Genomic DNA, 24,965 nt, shown 5'->3' on the forward strand with positions numbered 1-24,965 from the left:
ACTTTTAAACGCAATGACTAAAAGAAATCCTGATTCAGATGGAGCCTATCACTTCGATAATTTTTTTAATATCTCAGCTGATTTTATTTGTATTGCAGGTTTTGATGGCTATTTCAAGAGAATAAATCCAGCTGTTTCAAAATTATTAGGTTACTCAGATGAGGAATTGTATGCAAGCCCCATAAGCAGTTTTGTTTACGCACCAGACCTTAAAATTACTATCGAAACCAGAGAGCAGGTATATAAAAACAAACCTCTTTTAAATTTTGAAAATCGGTATTTAACTAAAAATGGAGAGATTGTTTGGTTATCCTGGACGTCAATGCCTGTTGAAAATGAAAAATTGGTTTATGCTATTGCTAAAAACATTACGCATAAAAAAAAAATTGAAGAAGAACGAAACTTACTTTTGGCGAATCTGACAAAAATCAATAAAGACCTTAAGCATTTATCTTATACAACTTCACACGATTTGAAGTCTCCAGTAAATAATTTACTATCTGTATTTAGTTTGATTGATATTTCAAAAATTAATGATCCGGAAACACTTGAATTCATATCGATACTAAAATCAACAACGGAGACTTTAAGACAAACGTTAAAAAACTCTGTAGATGAATTAATTCATAAAGATGAATTAAATGCTCCTGTTGAGGAGCTCAGTTTGAATGAAAATTTAAATGAAGTGCTGTTTTCTATAAATTCCTTAATAGAAAATTCAAAAATTACAATTGACATCGACTTTTCAGCGCTCACTGAAATTAATTTTAACAAAGAATACCTGAAAAGTATATTCTTAAACTTGATTACAAATTCAATAAAATATTCGAAACCAGATGTTCTACCTTGTATTTCTATTATTTCTAAAAAAGTAAACGGAACAAGTCAATTAATTTATTCTGATAATGGATTGGGTTTTGATATGGAAAAAGTCAAAGACAAAATTTTTGGATTACATCAAAAATTTCATAATCATATAGACAGCAATGGCATTGGGCTTTACTTAATATATAATCACATTACTAATTTAGGGGGGCACATTGTAGTGGAGAGCAAAATTAATGAAGGCGTAAAATTCATCATTTCTTTTAAAAATTGAGAATTGCACGCCTTCGTAATTATTTTTTTGTTTTTTAGATTTGATAAGCTATGGCATTTCCTTGCTCACTTCAATTCCATTTTGATCTATCAAATAGAGCAATGAAGCCATTGTTGCAGCTCCAAGTTCCAGTTCTCTTTTATTAACCGCATCAAATGTATCATTTAAAGCGTGATGATAATCAAAATAACGTTGCGAATCTGGTTTTAAACCTGCTTTTACAATCGTTTTAGAAGTCAATGGCTCGATATCAGATCCACTGTGTCCTATTACAAAACTATGGATCAAATAAGGCTCAAAAAGGTTTTTCCATCCCAGTATTTTATTAAAATTAACAGCGTCACTTTCAAAAGAGAAACCTCTGGGACTGAATCCGCCTGAATCACTTTCCAAAGCAAAGATGTGGTTTTCTTTATTGGTTTGAGCCAATTCTTCATATTTTTTCCCGCCTTTTCCACCGTTTTCTTCATTCATAAAAAGTACGACACGAAGGGTGTTTTTTGGTTTGTAGCCTAAATTTTTAAAGATATTTACCACTTCCATGCTTTGAACCACACCTGCTCCATCATCATGAGAACCATCGGCTAAATCCCAGGAATCAAGATGTCCCCCGACAACCATAATATTTTCCGGATGCTCACTTCCTTTTATTTCTCCTATGACATTATAAGACAAAACATCATCCATTTGCTGACAGGATTGTTTGAAATAGAATTTCAATTTTGGATTATTTTTCAAAGTTTTGCTTAACAATTCTGCTCCGTTTGTGCTAATAGCTGCAGTCGGGATGTATTGTGATTTTGGAATATCACCATAACTTTGAGCTCCCGTATGAGGAAAATCATCCAGTCGTAAATTCATAGAACGCACAATGGTTCCGACTGCACCAAATTTTGATGCTTCTTTAGCTCCGGCATATCTTTGATCCACACAACCACTATAAGAGTTGAAGGCTTCAATATTTTCCGGTTCCATTGGCCTGTTAAAAAACACGATTTTACCTTTAATTTTAGTTCCTAAAGCTTCTAATTCTTTAATGCTATGCACTTCAACTACTTCAGCAGTAAGCCCGTTTTTTGAAGTAGCAACAGAACCACCCAGTGCACAAATAGGAACATTTATTTTAGTTTTATTGTCTTGAATGTAAGCTGTTTCTTTTTCACCCCGAACCCATTTGGGCACCATTACTTCCTGAAGGTAAACCTTATCCAATCCCAGAGTTGCTAATTGCTCTTTGGTATACTGAACCCCTTTCTCAGCACTGGCAGAGCCTGATAATCGAGCTCCGATTTTATTCGATAAATAATCCAGCCAAGAATAACATTTAGAATGGGTCAATGCTGACTTGTAAATTTCTTTGATAATTTTTTCATCATTTGTCTGCGCAAAAAGAAAAAAGCTATTTAAAATCAGGACAACAGATAGAATTGATTTTTTCATTAAATTTTTTATTACAATTTTGTATTCAAATATATTAAAAAACAAATTGGGTATAACTATCAAAAAAATAATTTATACCCAACAGATTTAATTATAAGTTGAATTTATCTACTTTCTTAAACTAGATTTTCACCAGTCTTTTTAGAAAATCGTCAAATAATCCCTAGTCATACTAGTTCACTTCTGCAATCAAAAAACCCTTCGGTACTACTACCGAAGGGCCATCACTAAATAAACAAACCACATTTATTTAATCAACTCCAAACTAACTTTCTTCTCTGTGTTTGAATCCGTGCCAACAAAAATTTGAAACGCACCTGGTTCAGCAATAAATTGTAAATCTGAATTATAAAATTTCAACTCTTCAACTGAAATTTCAAAGGTTACCGTTTGTTTTTCCCCCTTTTTAATGGCTATTTTCTGAAATCCTTTCAACTCTCTTAAAGGTCTTGTAACAGAACCCACCAAATCTCTTATGTACAATTGAACGACTTCTTTGCCATCAAAATTTCCGGTATTTGTAACATCAACGGTAACTTTTACTTTTTCGTTGAAATTCATTTTATCCGACGAAACTTTCAGGTTCGAATAGTCAAATGTGGTATAACTCAATCCAAAGCCAAAAGGAAATAAAGGCTCGTTTCTCAGGTCAATATAATTAGATCTGAATTTTTCGAACTTCCCTTCTTTATTTAAAAGCGGTCTTCCTGTATTTTTTTGATTGTAGTAAATAGGCACCTGCCCTACACTTCTGGGAAAAGTAGCAGTCAATTTTCCCGAAGGATTTTCATTTCCAAACAAAACGTCAGCAATGGCACTTCCTGCTTCACTTCCTGCAAACCATGCATTAAGAATAGCAGGAACAGTTTCGCTTTCCTGATTTAAAACCAATGGACGTCCGGTAAATAAAACCAGCACCACCGGCTTTCCTGTTTTAAGTAATTCCTGTAACAAATCTTTTTGAGCTTGCGGAATTTCTAAATTGGTTCTGCTGCTGCTTTCCCCACTCATTTCAGCAGATTCACCAAGAGCGGCAATAATTACGTCCGATTGATTGGCAATTTTCAAAGCTTCTGCAAGTAATTCTTCCTTGGTTCTGTTATCACGGTGTAAGGTTTTACCAAACATGGTTGCCTTTTCTTCGAAAACAGCATCATAATCCAAATTACTTCCTTTAGCGTAAAGTACTTTAGTTGCATTTCCTGCCACTTCTTTAATTCCAGCCACTAACGAAATAGATTTCTCCATATTAGAAGCTACACTCCAGGTACCCGCCATGTTTTCTTTCGCATCAGCCAAAGGCCCAATCAAAGCAATAGTCCCAGATTTTTTCAACGGAAGCAGTTGGTTTTGGTTTTTAAGTAAAACCAAAGATTGTGCAGCAATTTTTCTGGCTTCCGCTCTGTGATCCGTTGTAAAAATTTCAGTTTTAGCTCTTTTTTCATCACAATATTTATAAGGATCCTGAAATAATCCCAAATCATATTTGGCATTCAAAATAAGTCGGACAGCATTGTCAATTCGTTCCATACTTACTTTATTTTCGTCTAATGATTGCTTTAAAGTTTTAAGGAAACCTTCGCCTACCATATCCATTTCAACTCCGGCATTTAAAGCCAATGCGGATACCGTTTGCAAATCACCCATTCCATGATCAATCATTTCGTTGATACCGGTATAATCAGTAACCACAAAACCTTTAAAACCCCATTGCTTTCTCAACACATCGGTCAATAACCATTTGTTTCCTGTTACGGGAATTCCGTCAATTTCATTGAAAGATGCCATAACCGAACCAACTCCGGCATCAACAGCCGCCTTGTATGGAGGAAAATAATCATTGTACATTTTTATTCTACTCATGTCAACGGTATTGTAGTCACGCCCTGCTTCCGGCGCACCATATAAAGCAAAATGCTTTAAGCAGGATAAGATAGTATTGTTTTTTGACAAATCATCTTGCTGATATCCATGTACCATTGCTTTTGCAATTTGGCTTCCCAAAAACGGATCTTCACCCGAACCTTCAGAAACTCTTCCCCAACGCGGATCACGAGAAACATCAACCATTGGAGAAAAAGTCCAGTTGATTCCATCAGCACTGGCTTCCTGGGCTGCAATTTGTGCACTTCTTTCGATCAGTTTCATATCCCAGGTACAAGATAATCCAAGCGGAATAGGAAAGGTCGTTTCATAGCCATGAATAACATCCATTCCAAAAAGTAATGGGATTTTCAGTCGGCTTTTTTCAACTGCAATCTTTTGTACTTCTTTAATTTTTTGAACGGACTTGATATTAAATAAACCACCAACTTTACCTTCTTCAATATTTTTAGCCACATTAGAACTGTTGGCTGCTCCAGTTGTAATATCTCCCGAAGTGGGCAAGTTCAATTGGCCTATTTTCTCCTCCAAAGTCATTTTCGACATTAATTCGGCTACGAATTCGGTTTTGGGTTTAATTTTAACTGTCTTTTTAGCTGCCTTTTTTTGGCTGTAGCCAAAAAGTGAAAAGCCAAAGAGTAGTACAATTAGTTTAATTTTCATTTTTTATCTGTTTTAATTTGTTTGAACATCCAATCATAGATTTCTTGATTGTCATATACTTTTGACCAGCTATCGTGGCCCGCATCATCAAAGATGGTGAGCTGGACGTTGGCATAACAGGTCTTTAATTTTTTATAAATGGTAATCGCATAATCGACAGGGACAACATCATCTAACAAACCATGAAAAATTCGGATGGGAATGTTCTTGATTTTGCAGTCTTCTATCATCGGAACTCTATCTACAAATCCTGCAATAGGAACTAAGGCAGCAAATGTTTCAGGATGTGCAAAGGCTAGATTCCAGGCTCCCCAACCTCCCATGCTTAGGCCCGATAGGTAAATTCTGTTACTATCAATATTATTTTCTTTTTGAACTTTTAAAATCAGGCGATACAAAACTTCTTCATCCCAATATTCATTTTCAGGACATTGCGGCGCCAGAATATAGGCATCCAATTCGTGGCTTTTTAAGTATTTGAAAGGGCCATGGATTTTTACTTTTTCAATATCCGTTCCTTTTTCACCAGAACCATGCAGAAAAATAATCAATGGCTTTTTTTCTTTAGTATTCGCTGGAATATGTAATGCATAACCTAATTCATGTTTTTCAACAATTTCAGTTTTCATTCTTCCATTGACATCCGACTGCGAAAAGGAATGCAGTGAAAATAAAAAAGCAACTACTATAATTGTATACTTCATAATTTGCTAAAAATTATATTTCCCTGAATGAAAACCAAGTTTTACTAAACCTTGTTTTACTTCCGGTGCATTCATAAATAATTTCCATAGTAAACCCGTACGATAATTTTCAATCATTGGTGCAATTGTTCCTTGATCGATTGCTAAATAACGTGTTGTTACCCAATTATAATGCGGAGAAAAAGCATCATAAGGTCCTGCTATTCCAACTAAAGAACTCTTTTTCTCATCATATAAATAATGTAGAAATTTCATTGATTCTGTTGGTGTATAAGGGAAAGAGGATAAAGCTGCTGTTGGTGAAATTACTCCTAAATCATTATTAGGCTGATGCGCTGAATATCCTGTAGATCCATCACTATTACGCGAATAACTTGCTGTTAATCCCCAACATTTTTCAGAATAATCCTTCCACTGATGTGGATTGGCAATGCAATATTTGTTCATGATTCTTGCATGATTTTGAGTCAGTGCCCAATAATCCGCATACTGATCCGTCAGGTTTGTAGGGTCTAAGCCTAAATAGGAATAATGCGCCCAAAACATGGGACCTATATTTCCTGTAGCTCCGTTATAATTGAATATTACTGGAATTCCGTATTGTGAACCACTATTTACAATTGCTCCGTTTCTTGCCCAAGCCTGATGATAAGCTGCAGCAGGTATCGGATGAGTTGGAGAAGCGGCACCCATTACGTATGTTATCAGGCATTCATTGTATCCTTCCAGTTTAAAATTCATTTCCCAACCGTAGGTAGGTGACCAATGCCAGTACAAAGCATTTTCGCCTTTTGTATACCAGTCCCACTCTACGCCTTTCCATAAATTATCTGCTTTGATAGCCAAAGCTTGTTCTACTGTCGTTCCGTTTTTGAAATATTCTCGCACAGCTAATAAACCCTGACACAAGAAAGAAGTTTCAACTAAATCTCCTCCGTTATCTTTCGTCCCAAATGGAATTACATTACCGGTTGTCCCATTGATCCAATGCGGCCATGCACCGTGAAAGCGATCAGCATTTTCGAGAAAAGTTAACGCAGTAGCAAGTCTTGAAACAGCTTCGTTTCTACTAACAAATCCGCGCTCAACACCAACGACAATTGACATTAACCCAAAACCTGAGCCCCCGGTCGTAACAATATTAGCTTCAAAATTAGGATCATCAGTATGATACCTTTCGCGGGCTAATTTTGAATTGGTTTCAGCATAATCCCAAAAATATTTGATTGCATCCTTTTGAACTTGATCCATAGCTTCTGTATCTGTTAAAACGGGAATAGGAGTTGTAGGAGTTGTTGGCAATGGAGTACCTCCGCCACCCTTACCTTCAGGGGATGATGAAGAGCAGGAGTTGAAAAGGTTCAAAAAAATTAACAAAAATAAGCTACTTTTCATTTTTATAAAATAAGAGGATTAATAACTAAAAAATACACACCTAGTTTTAGGTAAACTAGGTGTGTCAATAGGTCTTTATCTGTTATCTTTTTCTAATTTATACAAAGCAACCACTTCATTATCAGAAAGTGCAGCGTTATAAATCCTAAACTCATCCATTAGACCGGTATAATTCAACATCCAACCATCCGGAGCACCCCAGGGCATACCTAAATGTTGCTGATATCCGCCAATAATGAATTTTGAAACATTTGAATTGGCCAGTTCACCATATCCAACTCCACCAGCAAGAGGGTCGCTGGCATATCTTTTTGCTATTGAAGCAGGCAAAGCAAGCTTTTGTCCATCAATATACATACTGTAAGTCGAACTGGCCCCACTATAGGTCCATACCACATGTTTCCATTTTCCAAACATATTAGTTAATACGTTAGCACCGCTGTGTTCAATAAACTGACCTGACCAGGCAATACTTGGAGTTACATCTTTTTGAAGGTGATTTTTCATTAACATAGTAGTGGCCGGCCCCGTACCTTCAATCAATGAGAAAATATTTCCCCAAAAATCTGTCGTTTTTGGTAACATAAATAACGATTGTGCTCCTCCTGTGTGTGGATTGGTATTGATCCACATAGCAACAGTGATGCTTTTTATACCTACCAAAGAACTTGCTACTGTACTATAAGCGATAAAAGAACTTGCAGATCCTTTATAAGCTTTCCCTTTTACACCGTTATCATACGAAACATTTGTTCCAACGCCACCGGTAATTCCATTCTTTGAATCCGTGATATTGTTCTCAAAACTCAGTTTAGCAATCAAATTAGCGGCAGCAACATCATCTGAGTTTTCATAACCTCCAATTGACTCATAAGGAATTGGGCTGTTTACTTTATCTATACTATCCTCATTACAGCTTACAAAAAATTGAGAAGCCAGAACAGAAGCAAATAAGAAAATATATTTATTTTTTTTCATTTTTACTGTTTTTAAAATTAATAACCAGGGTTTTGTGTCGATAACGTACCTGCTTGTGTAATGAATGATTGTGGCAATGGAAACAATTCATGTTTACCGGCAACAAACGTTTTTCCATCAAGAGCAAAAGCAGCTACGGCTTGTCCCGTACGCACTAAATCAAAGAATCTGTCGTGTTCAAATGCCATTTCAACTCTTCTTTCTTTCCAGATTGCAGTTCTAACAGCTGCTTGAGTTACTGCTGTTGTATTTAATAATCCGGCTCTTGCTCTGATTTGGTTCAACAATGGAATAGCTGCACCAGTTTGATTTAACTCGTTTAGTGCTTCGGCTTTCATTAATAGTACTTCAGCATATCTCAAATATTTGATATTCACATCCGTTTCCCAAGCATCGGTAAAAGCAGAAGAATACGCTTTATAATTGTATCTAGGGTTTTCGACCGTTGTTGGTACTACTCTGCCGTCATATAAAGTGCTTCCTGCAAAAATGATGGTTGCATTTTTTCTTACATCACCTGTTTCATAAGCATTTACCAAACTTTGAGTAGGTGTATTGAAACCCCATCCCCATCCACCGGCACCACGAGCACCTTGTGTAGCAGAATATCCTGAGATTCCTTTGGCCGGAGTTGAACCGGTTCCCTGAATTTCAAAAATAGATTCGGCATCATTTTCTCCAGCCAATCTAAACATAGAAGCATAATCTGAAACGATCGAATATCCTGTAATCAAATTACAGTTGTCTACCACTTTCTGCCAGTTTTTTTGATATAAATTTACTTTCGCTAGCAGTGCATAAGCAGCTCCTTTCGAAGCTCTTCCTTTTTCAGCAGCAGCATATTCTGATTTGTTTGGTAATGCAGCAATAGCCTCAGCCAAATCACTTTCGATAAAAGCATATACTTCAGCACTTGTTTTGCGTGTTAATTGCATGATTCTGTCTTCATCAGAAGATGGATTTGGCAAGTGGTTCACGATTGGCACACCTCCGTAGGTTTTTACCAAAGTAAAATACATGAAAGCTCTCAAAAACTTAGCTTCGCCCAGTAATCTGGCTCGTAAAGCCGGATTTGCCTGATCCAATTGTGGGATGATGCTTAATGCCTGATTGCATCTATTGATTCCCTCATAATTGGCCGCAAAAACCTCACTCGTTGATGGACTTGAAGCATTGTAAGTCAATGCATCCATTACATCTTTATCCGAACCTGTATCTCCAGGTGAAGATCCTTTGTCAGCATCATCAGAAGCAATGCTTGACAATCCAATCCAAGAAAATGAAGTCATGTTCCAATCTAAAAATTTACTATAGATTGCCGTTACAAAAGTAGCTGCTCCTTGATCATTGTTGAACAATGCTATATCTTTCGTAGAAATAGATTCGGTTTGATCTACATCTAAATAATCGCTTGAACATCCTGAAACAAAATATGCGGATAGCACAAACATTGATATATATATCTTTTTCATAATATTAAAATTTTAAATTAGCACCAATAACAAACGATCTTAATGTAGGATACGCATCCAACTCGATACCTTGAGTCCCGTAAGGATCGCCATCACCATTTAATTCTGGAGAAAAACCTGAGAATTTTTGAGTAATAAATGGATTTATTGCATTCACATATATTCTGCAAGAATTCAAAAATCCTCCTTTCAATGGAATTTTATAACCCAGTGTAATATTATTGATTCTAAAGAAATCCCCTGATTCTAAATAGTAAGTAGAAGCTACCGGAACCAAATTAAAGGGTGCAGGATTCACAGCAGTTGTATTGTTTGGTGTCCAGAAATCGGTAGCCAATGATTCTTCGATATTTTCTCCGGTAAAACGTTGTGCTTTTTTACCATTGTACACTTTTGCTCCAGAAGTACCATATCCGTCAACTGATAAATCAAAGTTTTTATAGTTCAACCCTAACGTAACACCATAGGTAGAAGTTGGTAAAATAGAACCTACATATTTTTTATCCGCTTCTGCTAAAACATCCTGGGTTACTTTTGCCCCAGTAGCGTCAAAATATAACATTTTACCATTTGTAGCATCTAAACCAGCATATTCATACATAAAGAAACTACCCAATGGCTGACCTATAGAACTATTATCCAGTAATTTTGTCCACTGTCCGTTTCCTAATCCACCTCCATTAATTGGAGATAATGTAGCATTTTTTAAACCTGTAAGTTCATTTTTGTTGTTAGAAAAATTACCTCCAACCCAGTAACTCAGGTTATCAGTCAGTTTATCATCCCAACGTAAAGCTATTTCATATCCTTTATTAGAAACTTCCCCAACATGCGCAGGTGAAGCATTGCTTATTCCAGAAGTAGTGTATGGTTTTGTATTTAAAATAACATTAGTTGTTTTTTTATCATAAAGATCAAACGATCCTTTCAATCTGTTATCCAATAATTCAAAATCGATACCTCCTGAAGCTTCTTCGGTAATTTCCCATGACAAACTTGGGTCAACCTGAGAATTAATAGTGGTCCCCTCATTCAATATAGAACCTCCTAAATAACTACTAAGTCCTGAAGAATAAGCTTGGTTATTAAGAGGAACATTCTGGTTTCCTAATTTACCCCACCCCGCTCTTAATTTTAATAAATTGATTCCTTTAGCATTAGCCATAAATTCTTCTTTGGTAACAATCCAACCTAAACCAAAGGCAGGAAAAGTTCCCCAACGGTAATCTTTACCAAAATTTGATGAGCCATCACGTCTAATTGTTCCGGTAAATAAATACCTGTCCATTAATTTATATTGGAATCTGCCAAAATAAGAAGCCAATTTATTTTCGTTAAAAACTTCATCCTTATAGCTAGTCACTGTACCTACATAATCAACATCTTTTAAAGACCAGTAATGAGAATCAGCATTCACATTTTTTCTGGCTATGGTCAATTTTTCTCTTGAACCTTTAACCGAAGTTTCAATACCACCGGTAACTTCAATATCATGGATTTCTCCAAAAATTTTATTGTAAGTAAAATAATTTGATAAGTTCCAATTGAAATACTGCTCTCTACCTTTAGTTAATAAATTAGTATTAGCAGTGCTGCTATATTGTGATCCGTTTCTGCTTGGATCAGCAGCTAGCCAAATATTTTTGGTGTCTTCGAAATTGTAGTTTTTCCAAGTATAATATTCTCCATTGAACTGTGAAGTGAATTTTAATGATTTTACAATTTCATAGTCTAATTTTAAACCGCCTTGCAATGTTATGCTTTTTTGTTTTTCATTAAAAAAGTCCAATTGAGCTACAGGATTCCCTACATTATTAAATGAAGAACCTGTTGTTCCTGCAAAACCATCGTTTCCGACAAAAGACACACCATATTGCCCATTTGGAAAACGAACTGGAACTATTGGAGATTGCTTGTATGCACTTGTAAAAGCACTCAATGGTTTTGGAGTTGAATTTGTAGAACCAAAACTAAAGTTTTGATTCAAAGTCAATTTTTTAGAAATTTTGTATTCATTATTATTTCTAAAAGTAGTACGACTATAATCTAAGCCATTAAGAATTGCTTTCTCTTCATAATTTCCTAAGCTGAAAAAATATTTTATATTTTCTGTTCCGCCCGAAACCGAAACATTATTTTGATTATACGATCCTGTTCTGGTAATGGCATCAAACCAATCTGTATTTAGAGGCTGATCTTGTGAAAAAGTAGTAGTTTGCAAAGCTGCATTAGAATAATGAGAATACTTATTACTACCCCCCATTTTTACTTTTTTCAGTGGTTCTCTAAAACCAGCGAAGCTTTCAAATTCTACAGAAACCTTATCGCCTTTTCCTTTTTTGGTGGTTATTATTATTACCCCATTTGCAGCTCTGGTTCCATAAATTGCTAATGAAGAAGCATCTTTCAATATCTCATATGAAGTGATATCATTGGTATTGATGTTATTAATATTCGCAGTAGGCATACCATCTACAATAAATAAAGGAGTTCTTCCCCCTAATGCAGTTCCTAAACCCCTAATAACAACAGAAGGTGTACTTCCGGGTAAGTCGGAAGAAATTACCTGAACACCCGCAGCTTTACCTTGTATTGCCTGTGACGCATTCAAAACTTTCGTTTTAGATATTTCTTCTGCTTTTAATGAAGTAATTGCAGTAGTGTTATCAATCTTTTTTCTGGTTCCGTATCCAATAACAACCACTTCTTTTAATTCGGTGTCTTTGGCCTCTTTCAAGGAAATGTTCATCGATCCGGCCGTTGCATTCACTGATATGGCATCAAAACCTACCATACTAATTTTTAATACCTCACCTACTTTGGCATTGATATTAAAATTACCGTCAAAATCAGTATCCGCTGAAGTCTTAGAATCAACAGCAAAAATCATTGCTCCAGGAATTCCAATTCCACTCTTATCCGATACCTTTCCCTTAATTACTTGACCAGACATATATGCCGGAAGTAGAATGAGTGCTAAAAAGCTAAAAATAAAATTTCTCATATATTAATAATTTGTTAAAGTTAGTGGTGCCAAATTAGATAATTACAACGTTATAGTAACCACAATAGAGTTACTACATGAATACATCAAAATAGTAAAAAACGACAAAAAATCCATGTTTTAAAGCACCTAAGGAAGGTAAAGAAGTACCACACTACATCGATATGATGTAGTAATGATGTATTATAATTTCGTAAAAAAAATGTTGAAATATTATATTATCAATAAAAATACAACTTATTTTATATCGTTAATAAAAATTTAGAAAGATTTTCTTCCTGAGTAAGATTTAATTTCTTTCTTAGTCGGTAGCGGTGCAGTTCAACGCCTCTGAAAGAAATATTCATCATGGGTGCAATTTCTTTGGAGGAAAGGTTCATTTTTAAGTAAATACAAAGCTTAATATCCTTTGAAGTAAGGTTTGGATATTTTTTGGAAAGGTTAATGATGAATTCGTTATGAATTTGATTCAGATTTGTTTCAAATGTTTCCCATTCATGCTTATTGACTGCATTGATTTTTATGGCTTTTTTTATCTCGCTTTTTAGTTTGTTGAAATCTGTTTCAGAATCTAAAATTCCTTGAATATTCTCTATCATTTCACTTTGTTTGGCTATTGAAAGAGATTTACCCGCAACTTCAGATGATTTTGATTGCAATTCCAACTCGAGAATGTGTTTTTCATATTCTTGCACGTTCAACTCGTTTTCGGCTTTTAATTCCATTTCCAGAATTTCCTTCTGATGCTTTAATTCTTCTTCCTGCAATTTCAGTTTTTGAATATATTTCATCTTATTCCATTTATAATAAAGATATAATATCAGACCTATTACGATCAGGTATACCATATTCATCCAAAAAGAAAAATACCATGCCTTTGCAACTATAAATTGAAAATTGGAAACTTTATTATAACGCAGACCATCGTTAAGATAAACAGTCACATCGTGCGAACCACTATTGAGGTTATTCAAAATAATCAGCCCTTCTTTAATAGGAATGAATTCTTTTGTCCCATTAATTTTATAAAACAAATCAGGTCTGGTCGCTCCATAAATTCCGGATATCACATTTATTTTAAGCTCTGAATTGTGCTTTATTTTTGATTTATTTTCCACCAAAATATCATTGTTGAAAGCTTCAATCTTTATGTTTATTCTTGGTTTATTTTTATATTTTAACTGAAGAGAAATAAAACCATCATCCAGATTCAAAAGATAACTGTCGTTATTCTTATATACTTTCAAATTATCATTGATGATTTTTCCTTTATAATATTTCTCCTGAATACTGTTCCTGATGAATTTATTACCATCCGCATAAACATGATACAACAGTCCCTCTTGAAGCACCATGAAGTTATTTTCGTCAATAGCAACAATATCGGAGACGTCTTTGAAATTGGAATTAAACAATTCATTCTCTTCCAATTGATTGGTGATTGAATTATAAGTGTACCAGGAATTGTGTATTAAAAAAAGAATTTCATTTCTGAACTCAAATATTTTTACACCAAAATCATTGGTGATTTTACTGCGCTGTGTAACATTGTCGATATCGATTGTCTCGTAGGCATCATTATAAAGAATGCGATACAAACCTCTGTTATTATCGGCAGCCCAGATCTCATTTTTCCTGTTTTGGGCCACATATTTGATAGGTTTCAATACTCCTTTTATAACAATCTTTTGATTCAGATCATTGGGATCACTATAAATAATTACACCGCTATAAGTAGCCTGTAAATAAGAATTATTAATACTGCTTTTTGTTAAATTCCAACCTCCATTTATAGTACTTAATTTATTAAATGATCCATTATCATAGATAAAAGTTCCTTCGTTATGGCCTATGAGGTATTTATTATTTATTTTACTGATATTCCAAGCCTGCCCTTGCGTATTTGGAATTAATGCCAGTTGCTTGCCCTCATATTTAAAAACACCATGATTGGAAGCCATCAGATAGCCCTTTGGAGTGTTTGCCACGGAATAGACAGAACCTAAAATCCCTGAACTGTCATAAAAGATAGAAATGGGAGAATTGACTTCAATATGAGCAATTCCATTATCCAGTCCCAACCATAAATCATTCTCTTTATCCTGACCAATACTTAAAATGGAATTGTTCATCAGCACATTATTTCGATTGATGTTTTTATACAAATCATCATTCAGATCAAAAATATAAACCCCTTTATTTGCGGTTCCTATTATCAGTTTATTGCTTTTTATAAACTGGGCAACGTTAATGTTTGCAGCCTTCAAAATGTCATTTAAAGGATTTTTCCAAGCAATCAAAACGCCATTTTCCAAAACATAAACACCATTTTTTTTAGTAAAAAAATAGGTTTTGTCATGGTGCTTTTGAATACCGTGAATAACATTATTTTCTAAAACGGCCCATCCCTTTACTTTTTCTATATGCCCGCTATTCATTCTATAAATTCCCTTCTCCACTGAAGCAATCAACAGTTGATTGTCTACAACAAAACAATAGGAAATAAGAAAAGGAAACTTTATTTCCCTGATTGCTTTTCCATCAAAAAGAAAAACCCCATTAAAGGACTGAAAATAAATTTTATTATTGAATTTAAATATCTTCCAAATTTCTTCATTGTTATTTTCATCAAAAACCTTATTGCCTTTGGAAATCGAAACATAATGCATCTTTCCTTCTTTTCGAAACCAATAACCAAATTCTTTATAAGAACCGGAATATATCTTATCACCGTCAACCATTATGGAGCGGATAATTGTTTTGTTAGGCAAGGTATATTTCTCCCATTTTACGCCATCGTATCGCAATAAATAATAATTGTTAGCAAAATACATGGCAGCATCATTTCCTTGAGCCACATTCCATATTTGGTTATCGCCCTGATAATTGGATTTGCTGTAATTTTCGACAAAAGGAAGTAACTCTTGAGAATAAAGTTGGAATGAAATAAAATATAATAGGGTTATTACTGTAATTCTTGCTTTCAAAATGTGGCGTTTTATCTCCAAATATAAACAGATTTCTTAAATAAAAAGCATAAAAAAAGCTTCTCTGCGGAAGCTTCTTTAGAAAACGAAATTTTTTAATTGGTCAGTAATTCAAATACCTGATTTGCAATTTCTATTTCTTCATTGGTTGGAATAACCAATATTTTAGTTTTTGAATCGGGTGTATTAATTTCTCTAATTTCCTTAGAACGAATTTCATTTTTGGATTCGTCCAATTCAATTCCGAAATAAGCCATATCCGTACAAACTAATTTTCGAATAAAGGATGAATTCTCTCCGATTCCCGCTGTAAAAACTATGGCATCAAGCCCGTTTAAAACTGCTGTATAGGAACCAATATATTTTTTAATTCTATAGGCATTCATATCTAAAGCCAACTGGCAATCAGCGTTTCCGTTGGCTGCATTCGCTTCAATATCCCTCAGATCGCTGTAGCCGGTAAGGCCTAGCATTCCGCTTTGCTTTTGCAACATGGTATTTACTGCCTCAAGTGAATAACCGAGCGAATTAACGAGATAAAAAATTACTGATTGATCCACATCTCCACTACGGGTTCCCATAATCAAACCATTCATTGGACCAAAACCTAACGTATGATCGATACTTTTTCCTTCTTTTATAGCCGTCATGCTACACCCATTTCCTAAGTGTATGGTAATAATTTTTGATCCTTTATTTTTAGAATCCCGTTTTAAATACTGGATCGCATTTTCCGAAACATATTTATGACTGGTTCCGTGAAAACCATATACCCGTATTTTATTTTCTGTTAAAAGGTAATTCGGCAACGCATATTTGTGCGCCACGACAGGAATTGTCTGATGGAATGCCGTATCAAAAACAGCCACTTGTTTTGCTGTGTTGAAAATTTCCTCAGCCACATTTATTCCTTCTAAATTCGCCGGATTATGCAAGGGTGCTAAATCAAAAAGCTGCCTAATTTTGTCTTTTACTTCAGTGGTAATAATTACGGTATTCGAAAAAGCACTGCCGCCATGCACCACACGATGCCCGACAGCTTCAATCTCATCAGTACTTTTAATCACTCCAACTGTCTCGTCCATTAACAATTGAGCAATTTTTTTTAATCCTGCTTTATGGTTGGAAATAGGCAAGGTTTCTTCTAATTTAGTTATATCGGTAACATAACTCAAATTTGAAGTTTCCAATCCTATCCGGTCAATCATCCCAGAACAAATGACTTCATTAGCCGGCATGTCAATTAATTGGTATTTTATGGATGAACTCCCTGAGTTTATAATTACTATTTTCATATGTGTTTTATAATCCTTGTGCTTGAATAGCCGTAATCACGACTGTATTTATAATATCATCTACTGTACAACCGCGGCTTAAATCATTTACTGGTTTGTTCAACCCTTGTAACATGGGACCAATTGCCAGTGCGCCAGTTTCTCTTTGCACCGCTTTATAGGTGTTATTTCCTGTATTTAAATCCGGAAAAATCAAAACGCTGGCTTGTCCTGCTACTTCTGAATTTGGCATTTTACTTTTTCCGACAGCCATATCGACCGCTGCATCATACTGAATGGGTCCTTCAATTTTTAAATCGGGACGTTTTTTTCTTACTATTTCAGTTGCTGTTCTCACCTTATCTACTTCATCACCTTTTCCTGAAGAACCGGATGAATACGAAAGCATGGCTATTTTTGGTTCTATTCCAAAAGCTAAACTGGAATCAGCGGAGGAAATTGCTATTTCTGCCAATTGTTCCGCAGTTGGATTTGGATTGATGGCGCAATCCCCAAAAATAGAAACCCGGTCTTCCAAACACATGAAAAATATCGAGGAAACCACAGATGAATTTGGTCTTGTTTTAATGAATTGTAGCGCTGGTAAAATGGTATGCTGGGTCGTGTGTGCTGCTCCGGAAACCATTCCGTCCGCATGGCCTTTATACACCATCATTGTTCCAAAATACGAAACATCCTCCATTAAATCCTTAGCCATTCCTAAAGTTACGTTTTTTGCTTTTCGCAACTCATAATAGGTATTTACATAGTCATCATAATGTTCCGATTCTATTGGATTAATAATTTTAATTTTAGAAAAATCAAAATCCAAACTGAGTTCCGAAACTTTGCTTTCTATTTGTTTTCTGTTTCCAATAATTGAAATATCAACCACATCCATCGCTAGTAAGCGTGAAGCCGCAACAATGATTCTTTCATCATTCCCTTCTGGTAAAACAATGTGCTTTCTATGCTTTCTAGCTCTTTTTACTAAGTTGTATTGGAACATTTTTGGTGTCATTCCCTCGGCTTCAAAAGTAATTAGCTTTTCTGCCAAATTATCCAAGTCCACGTATTTTTCGAAAGTATGAATCGAAGTTTCAATCTTTTGTTTGTTATTGGCGTAAATTTTGGATTTAATGGACCCTATTTTATTGGTAATATAATAGGTTCCTTCCTCTACTGCAAAAATGGGAACAACCGGAGAAAGTCCCTCTATCAATTTTAGGATACTCTGTTCAGGCAATATATTTCCCGTAAGAAGTATTCCGGAAATTGTTGGGTAATTTACCGATTCATTCGCCTGAAGCGCGCCAAGAATAATATCGGCCCTATCGCCAGGGGTAATCACCAGACTGTTTTCTTTCAAATGCAAAAGATAATTACAGAGTTGCATAGCCCCCACGCTAAAATTACCGGTCTGGTTATTTAAATAGGCTGAGCCAAACAGTACTTTAGCATCTAATTTGTTTACAATTTCCTGAATAGTAGGGTTGTTTAAATTAGAAATTAAAGGAATCGAATTCACTAATACACTATCCGGCAAACTTTTTTTCAAACCGGTACTTACCAATTCAATGTTTTGAGGCTGTACTTTGTTGGCGATTACAGCCAAAACTTCTACTTCTTTTACTTTGAATGAATCATAGGCAAGATAGAGGCTATCAATTAATTCTTCTAATGTTTTTCCAACCCCGGAGCCGACAATAATAGTTGGAATCCCCAGATTTTTGGCAATCAAAACATTCATATCCAATTCGATAACAGTTCCTTCTCCGGTAAAACTGGTTCCTTCAACCAAAACAAAATCAAATCGTTCTTCTAACTTCTTATATTTTTCAATAATTAAATCGAGAACCTCCCCTATTTTTCCTTTGTTCTTCTTTTTGATTAATTTACTTTTTGTTATGGCAAAAGCATCATCAAAATGAATATCCAACCCAAAATGACCAATCACAGTTTCTATATGATTGTCAAATCCTCCCTCTTCAAAATCTTCCACAATAGGTCTAAAATAACCTACTTTGGCTGTCTTGCCAATAAGCATGCTCATCAACCCTAAAGTTATAATTGACTTACCACTATTTTGTTCGCTTGTTGCAATATATATGGCCTTGTTCATCTTTTTGTTTTTATATTTAATTCCAAATAAATTGGATGCGTTGTTTTTTTATTCCTAAAACCAACGCCGTTTCTTAAAATAAATAATCATTCCGATTACTACTAAAAACATAATACCTACAACTATATAATACCCATTGTGGTATTTTAATTCGGGCATATTTTCAAAATTCATTCCGTAAACTCCCACTATAAAGGTAAGTGGAATAAATATTGCCGATACAATGGTAAGGGTTTTCATAATCTCATTCATCTTATGCGTTTGTGCCGAAAAAAAGAAATTAGAAGCACTTTCCAGCGAACCCATATCGGATTCAATTTGTTCCAACAGCTCTAAACTCTTTTGATGCAATCGCGCAAAAAAACTAAAATTGTCCATTTCCATTGCGTTGAACACATTATCGTCTTTTATGCTTTTTATGTCATACAAAGAATCCCGTAGCGGGATGATGGATCGTTTCAAAAAATTAAAATTATCACGATGCTTTTCAATTCTTTCCAAAATTATCGGATCGGCACTTTTCTTCGAAAGGTTAATCAATTCTTCTACTTTGTTCTCTTCATTTTCAATGGTTATATAAAAATTTTGCATGATGGAGTCCAAAAGTATATAAAGCAAATAATCTGCTTTTTTTGTCCTTACAATTCCCGAATGCGTTCGAATGCGCTCCCGAATATGAGTAAAAAAATCACTTCGCTTTTCCTGAAAAGAAATTAGGGTATCATCTTTTACCAGAAAACTAATTTGCTCCACGCTTATATTATCTGAATCTCCAGCGGGTAATAATGACTTTATATTAAAAAACAGGACATCTGATAACTCCTCTAATTTGGTTCTCCTTGTAGTATTCAAAATATCAGCCAGCATAAAATCATCTATTTTAAAGTAGTTTCCAATAGACTTTACTAATTCAACATTACTTAAACCATGTAAATTCAACCAATTTGTTTTTTGCGGATCAATATATTTATCCAAATCCGAAACTTTAAAATCTTCGTATTCAACTAAATCAAAATTGTCAAAAACAAACAACTGCATCTCGGACTCTTGAGTTTTATGAACTCCGGTATACTCAAGGTTATATGGCTGAAGTTTTCTGCCTTTTTTGTATTTAATTTTTCTCATGCAAAATCATTTATGTAGTAATATTACAAAAAACTTTTGTCAATAAATGGTTACTTTAGGAATTTGGCATTCCTAAAAATGATATTCTCTTATTGATTTATTTTATTTTGAAAAACAAAGGTATACAGAAATAACAATCCGTTTTATGAGATTAATCATGTTTCATTTACAAATATCAAAAAAAACCGAGCTAAAAATTAAACTCAGTTTTTTATCAATTCAAATTATAGCATTTATTTACCCTCAACATAATCCTGTAAATAACTAAATCTTGGAGTCAATTTTCCTTTTTCAGTTATTTTAGCTCTTTGCAAAATTCCATCTTTGTCCCCGTTGAAAAATGCCGGAATTACATGTTCCATAAACATTTCTCCAAAACCTTCACTGGCATCCTTTGGTAATTCACAGGGTAAATTATCCACTGCCATTACCACAATTGCTGCCGGATGGAAAACATCCACTTCTTTATTTTCACTTGGCAGATATCCATATAAAGGCTCTGCTATTGTTGATGATCTCAACGTAGAGGCGATTGGACCATTGACATCACAGGAAATATCCGCAACAACTTTTATTTTACAATCTTTCGACTGTAGCATTTCGCGTGTAAGGATTACAGGGGCCTCATTGGCATGAAAATGTCCCGTAATATAGATGTCTGAAACTTTAGTAAATCGTTCAAAATCGGACACATACTCTTTAGGATTTTCATAAAAATCGGTAAAATCAATTGTTTGCCCGTCTTTGCGTTTGTTGTATTCCAACACATCGATTTGAGTGTAAACAGGTTGTGCATAATTCTTTGTCAGGTAATTTTCAACTGAAACTTCCTTCACTTTAATAGCGTCCAACACTTCTTTCGCTCCATTACCCACTTTTCCGGTACCGGTAATCACAAATTTCAAAGGGGGTAATACCAATCGCTTTAGATGAGCGATTAACGCTTCTTTACCGGAAAGTGTATCCGCTTTTGGCAATTTGAACAATTCGAATTTTATCCCAAAAGCACGAATACTATTGTAAACACCTACAATTCCCGCATACTTTCCAAAACCAATTAACCTGTGATTGTGTGCATCCACAATAGTCTCATGATCGTAGAGATCAATATTTTTTTCTAAAATTGCCTGCAACAACTTTCTGTTGTAAGGCTGTTTCTTTATAGTATGTGAAAAAAAGAAATACGCTTTATCAGGAATCAGGTCTTCAACAGGAACTTCTTTCACTCCAAATAAAACATCACAATCACTGATGTCATCCGTAACTTCAATTCCTAAATTTTTATATTGTTCGTCGGTAAAAATTCGAATATCGGAACTTTCTACTTTTATCGAAACACCTTGATACAGTTGTTTTACTCTTGCTAATTCATCTGGAGAAAAAACAACTCTCCTATCTGGTGGGTTTTTTCTTTCTTTTATAATTCCGAATTTCATTTTCTATATTTTTCTATTGATTTAATATAACTTATTTCGTGCTATTTGTTACAAATATAACGATTTTAAATAAATTGATTTTCTTTTTTAAATAAATTTACAAGTCATAAACCAATTAAAAGCTGATGTCCAAAATGATACGAAACAGCAAGTATAAAACGTTGATAAAATAGTGTTAAGGTTTCGGAAAAAAGAGGAATCAAAAGGGATTGATTCTATATATTTGTCGTTCTAGTACTATGAAAATGATATTTATAAAAAAAGCAAATATACTACAATTACTCGTCCTGATAATAGTTTTGAGTTCTTGTACCAAAGAGAAAAAGAAAACAGCATTAAGTGACGCACAACTCCCAAAGAGTACATTGCCTAAAATGAAACCTTTAACCAATGAAAGTCCTAAACTAACTGCGGAATATATCGATTCTAAAAAAAGGTCCATTGAGTCTTTTTATAATAGAACTTGGCCCAATCACAGTGCTAACGGAAGTTTTCTTGTAGCTCAAAATGGTCAGATTATTTATGAAAATTATGAAGGCTATGCCAATTTCAGAAAGAAAAGATTAATAACGAGCACAACACCGCTTCATTTGGCCTCTGTGAGCAAAGTATTAACTGCAACCGCGGTTTTGAAATTAATTAATGCTAAAAGAATTGATTTAGACCAAAAAGTTAATACGATTCTAAAAGAATTCCCTTATCCGGATGTTACTGTAAAAACTTTGCTGGACCACAGAAGTGGCATGCGCAACTACGCTTATTTTACGGATCGGGACAAAACGGTTTGGGACAGACATAACAGGTTAACCAATCAAGACATATTAACCATTATGGCTACTAAAAACATTGGATTGGAATTTAACACTGATACACGATTTAGTTATTGCAATACCAATTATGCCATGCTGGCACTGATAATTGAGAAAATAACTAAACTTTCTTATAAAGAAGCGATGAAACAAATCATTTTCAGTCCGCTGGGTATGAAACATACTTTTGTTTTTGATTATGAAAAAGATAAAGATAGTATTGCCCCTTCTTATAAAGGAAATGGAGTAGAAATTGGAAAAGATTATTTAGATGCTGTTTATGGGGACAAAAATATTTATTCTACCCCTCGAGATTTATTAAAATTTGACAGAGCAAGAAATTCTACTGCTTTTTTAAATTCAAAGTTGTTTAAAAAGGTTTTTACAGGATACAGTAACGAGCGCAAAGGAGAAAAAAACTACGGCCTTGGCATTCGTATGATCAATTGGGAAACCGGACAAAATTTCTATTTCCATAACGGTTGGTGGCATGGCAACACGTCATCTTATGTCACTTTGCCAAAAGAGAAGGTTACAATAATTGCTTTATCCAATAAGTTTACAACAAAAACTTACAAAGTCAGAAAATTGGCAAGGCTATTTGGCGATTATCCATTCCACTTGGATAAAGGCGAAAAAGAGGAATGATTTTTGTTATGAAGTTAAAAGTTTAGCGATAGCAATTCAAGTTTTAAATTGTATATTTGTAAACTCAAAATAAAAAGGGGTCGACTGGTTTTGACAGCAAGTCGAATTGAAAAGTAAGCACGTCGAGAACTGGGACAATTCTCGTTAATAAAAGGTTTCAAAACACATACACGGCGAAGGAAACTACGCTCTTGCTGCATAATCTGAATTATAGTAAGATTAGCCTCGTTCCTATCAGATAGGAAAGCAGGATTTACCTCGAAAGCTTTGGTTTATAGCGGTCGATAAAGGTAAATCGTAAATTTAAACCTAGATTTCCATGAGCTTCGGGTGGATTTCGAAATTAAGAAGATAAGTCTTGTGCGACTGTTTCTGGTCAAACACAAGATCGAAAATCTAATCAGGAAATAAACGTGTAGAAAGCCTTTTAGTTGCTTGTTTGGACCCGGGTTCGATTCCCGGCGACTCCACAAAAGGAAGGTGTCGAACACCTTCCTTTTTTATTTTTTAAAGCACTTTAAATCAAGTGTTTACGAATTTAATAATTTTAAGATCGAGACAAATTCCTTAAGTATACTAAAAATCCGTTGGGAATCGAACACCTTAAAACACTAACAATCAGGGTCTAAAATATTAAAAAACAAGTGTTCGATCGAAATTTCTCACTCCCGTCCACTATCCTTCATTCTTTTCATAGAATTCTTCAAGTGTCTTTCCCACAATAACTCGGACAAACCAATCAACTATAGCAGCACGTTTTTCCTTTTCTTTACTCTTTTTTTTAATTCCATCACTTTTTTGAGACTTATTAGATTTTGGTTTCATGGCAAGACTATTAAATCAAATTGCAAAAACTTTTATCAAAGCATATAATTCAATTTAAATTGATCATTAAATAATAATGATTTTTAGATTAATACTTATTTGATTAATACAATATCTAAATATTTATCTTCGAACAGGTATTTATACCTGTTGATTTATGTAAGTTAATCAAGGTTCTGTCGCAGCTGTCGATTACAAATCTACTTATTATTGCATTCGGTGGGTTATGCTACCAATAAACAGAATGATTTAAACATAGTTATACCAGGATTAATCATCTGTTTCTTTCGTAACATATGTACAACTTCAATTCCACATAACGTTGTTTTAGCTGATTCAAAAGCTGCAAATCCTAATCCATTTAGAATTCTCCACTTGATAAAACGATGATCTTGTTCGACAATGTTGTTTAAGTATTTACATTGCCGGATCACTATTTTAGAAAATGAACCTTGATTATATACTCTGATAGCGCCTATGTTTGATCCACTTTTGTCAATATTTATTATTTCTGGTTTACCATTATTACCAATTGCTTTAATTAAAAAAGATTGGGCACTCATCCTTTGCTTTCTCTTTGTTAATAGGAAATCTACTGTATTGCCTGATTTATCAATTGCTCTGTACAAATAACACCATCTACCCTTAAACTTTTATATAGGTTTCATCAATTCTCCAACTTTTCCCAACTCTTAGTTTTCGTTTTTTCATTTGTTCCTCGATAAAAGGACTAAACTTATACACCCAAAGCTGAATTCTCGCATGGTCAACCTGAACTCCCCTCATTTTCATTATTTCCTCAACATCACGATAGCTTAACGTAAATCTAAGTTTGAAATATACAGCTTGAAGAATAATAGATTTTGGATAGCAGTGACCTTTGATATTCATGGATCGAATGATTTAAAAGCCCTAAAGATAAAAAGTTCTTGTCAGATGCGACAGAACCTGAAAAAGCGTAATGTGACGTTGATGCAAATGGATATTTCAAAGGGAAGTATATCGCTTTATTTGGGTTTTTAACCCCCTATTTTGGATAAAAAATATACCTTATCAAAAAGCCAAAAGATCAAATTCAAAAAAAAAATAGAAAATATCCG

15 protein-coding genes, 1 other RNA gene and 1 pseudogene are annotated in these 24,965 nt (G+C 34.4%); 3 read left to right on the forward strand and 14 right to left on the reverse strand.

What is annotated here, in order from left to right:
• Window positions 1-13: 13 nt before the first annotated feature.
• A complete protein-coding gene (locus ACNQGH_RS09650) occupies window positions 14-1,099 on the forward strand; it encodes a PAS domain-containing sensor histidine kinase (RefSeq protein ID WP_417955796.1) in 1,086 nt (361 codons plus the stop codon).
• Window positions 1,100-1,147: 48 nt separating this feature from the next.
• On the opposite strand, the gene ACNQGH_RS09655 is transcribed toward ACNQGH_RS09650, so the two are convergent.
• From ACNQGH_RS09655 to ACNQGH_RS09710, 12 genes are all read right to left on the reverse strand, one after another.
• Window positions 1,148-2,539, reverse strand: a complete 1,392-nt coding sequence (locus ACNQGH_RS09655; RefSeq protein ID WP_417955797.1) for a M28 family peptidase — start codon at window positions 2,537-2,539, stop codon at window positions 1,148-1,150.
• A 246-nt stretch (window positions 2,540-2,785) separates the two neighbouring features.
• The gene (gene bglX, locus ACNQGH_RS09660; protein WP_417955798.1) at window positions 2,786-5,086 is read right to left on the reverse strand and encodes a beta-glucosidase BglX; all 2,301 of its coding nucleotides are present in this window, start codon (window positions 5,084-5,086) and stop codon (window positions 2,786-2,788) included.
• On the reverse strand, window positions 5,083-5,790 hold the full coding sequence (locus tag ACNQGH_RS09665) for a carboxylesterase family protein (protein WP_417955799.1): 708 nt from the start codon (window positions 5,788-5,790) through the stop codon (window positions 5,083-5,085). The genes bglX and ACNQGH_RS09665 overlap by 4 nt, the downstream gene beginning before the upstream one ends.
• 6 nt (window positions 5,791-5,796) lie before the next feature.
• A complete protein-coding gene (locus ACNQGH_RS09670; protein WP_417955800.1) occupies window positions 5,797-7,185 on the reverse strand; it encodes a glucoamylase family protein in 1,389 nt (462 codons plus the stop codon).
• Window positions 7,186-7,260: 75 nt separating this feature from the next.
• Window positions 7,261-8,163, reverse strand: coding sequence for a LamG domain-containing protein (locus ACNQGH_RS09675; RefSeq protein WP_417955801.1), 903 nt, complete (start codon window positions 8,161-8,163; stop codon window positions 7,261-7,263).
• 17 nt (window positions 8,164-8,180) lie between these two features.
• The gene (locus ACNQGH_RS09680) at window positions 8,181-9,635 is read right to left on the reverse strand and encodes a RagB/SusD family nutrient uptake outer membrane protein (protein WP_417955802.1); all 1,455 of its coding nucleotides are present in this window, start codon (window positions 9,633-9,635) and stop codon (window positions 8,181-8,183) included.
• Window positions 9,636-9,639: 4 nt separating this feature from the next.
• Window positions 9,640-12,639: a SusC/RagA family TonB-linked outer membrane protein gene (locus ACNQGH_RS09685; protein ID WP_417955803.1), complete on the reverse strand. Its 3,000-nt coding sequence runs from the start codon at window positions 12,637-12,639 to the stop codon at window positions 9,640-9,642.
• A 242-nt stretch (window positions 12,640-12,881) separates the two neighbouring features.
• The gene (locus tag ACNQGH_RS09690; protein ID WP_417955804.1) at window positions 12,882-15,626 is read right to left on the reverse strand and encodes a helix-turn-helix and ligand-binding sensor domain-containing protein; all 2,745 of its coding nucleotides are present in this window, start codon (window positions 15,624-15,626) and stop codon (window positions 12,882-12,884) included.
• 95 nt (window positions 15,627-15,721) lie between these two features.
• A complete protein-coding gene (locus ACNQGH_RS09695) occupies window positions 15,722-16,921 on the reverse strand; it encodes an acetate/propionate family kinase (RefSeq protein ID WP_417955805.1) in 1,200 nt (399 codons plus the stop codon).
• Between the two features lie 7 nt (window positions 16,922-16,928).
• On the reverse strand, window positions 16,929-19,022 hold the full coding sequence (pta, locus tag ACNQGH_RS09700) for a phosphate acetyltransferase (RefSeq protein ID WP_417955806.1): 2,094 nt from the start codon (window positions 19,020-19,022) through the stop codon (window positions 16,929-16,931).
• Window positions 19,023-19,076: 54 nt separating this feature from the next.
• Complete coding sequence (corA, locus tag ACNQGH_RS09705; protein WP_417955807.1) at window positions 19,077-20,147, reverse strand: magnesium/cobalt transporter CorA; 1,071 nt, start codon at window positions 20,145-20,147, stop codon at window positions 19,077-19,079.
• 233 nt (window positions 20,148-20,380) lie between these two features.
• Window positions 20,381-21,583, reverse strand: coding sequence for an NAD(P)-dependent oxidoreductase (locus ACNQGH_RS09710; protein ID WP_417955808.1), 1,203 nt, complete (start codon window positions 21,581-21,583; stop codon window positions 20,381-20,383).
• Between the two features lie 239 nt (window positions 21,584-21,822).
• Here ACNQGH_RS09710 and ACNQGH_RS09715 point away from each other — a divergent pair, with 239 nt between their 5' ends.
• Window positions 21,823-23,040 (forward strand): serine hydrolase domain-containing protein, encoded by a 1,218-nt coding sequence (locus tag ACNQGH_RS09715; RefSeq protein WP_417955809.1) that lies wholly within the window; start codon window positions 21,823-21,825, stop codon window positions 23,038-23,040.
• A gap of 76 nt (window positions 23,041-23,116) precedes the next feature.
• Window positions 23,117-23,513, forward strand: a transfer-messenger RNA (tmRNA) gene (gene ssrA / locus ACNQGH_RS09720).
• Between the two features lie 202 nt (window positions 23,514-23,715).
• On the opposite strand, the gene ACNQGH_RS09725 is transcribed toward ssrA, so the two are convergent.
• A complete protein-coding gene (locus ACNQGH_RS09725) occupies window positions 23,716-23,865 on the reverse strand; it encodes a hypothetical protein (protein WP_417955810.1) in 150 nt (49 codons plus the stop codon).
• 224 nt (window positions 23,866-24,089) lie between these two features.
• Window positions 24,090-24,756: pseudogene (locus ACNQGH_RS09730) on the reverse strand (IS6 family transposase).
• Window positions 24,757-24,965: the final 209 nt, after the last annotated feature.

The organism is Flavobacterium kochi (assembly GCF_048286715.1).
Classification (GTDB): Bacteria; Bacteroidota; Bacteroidia; order Flavobacteriales; family Flavobacteriaceae; genus Flavobacterium.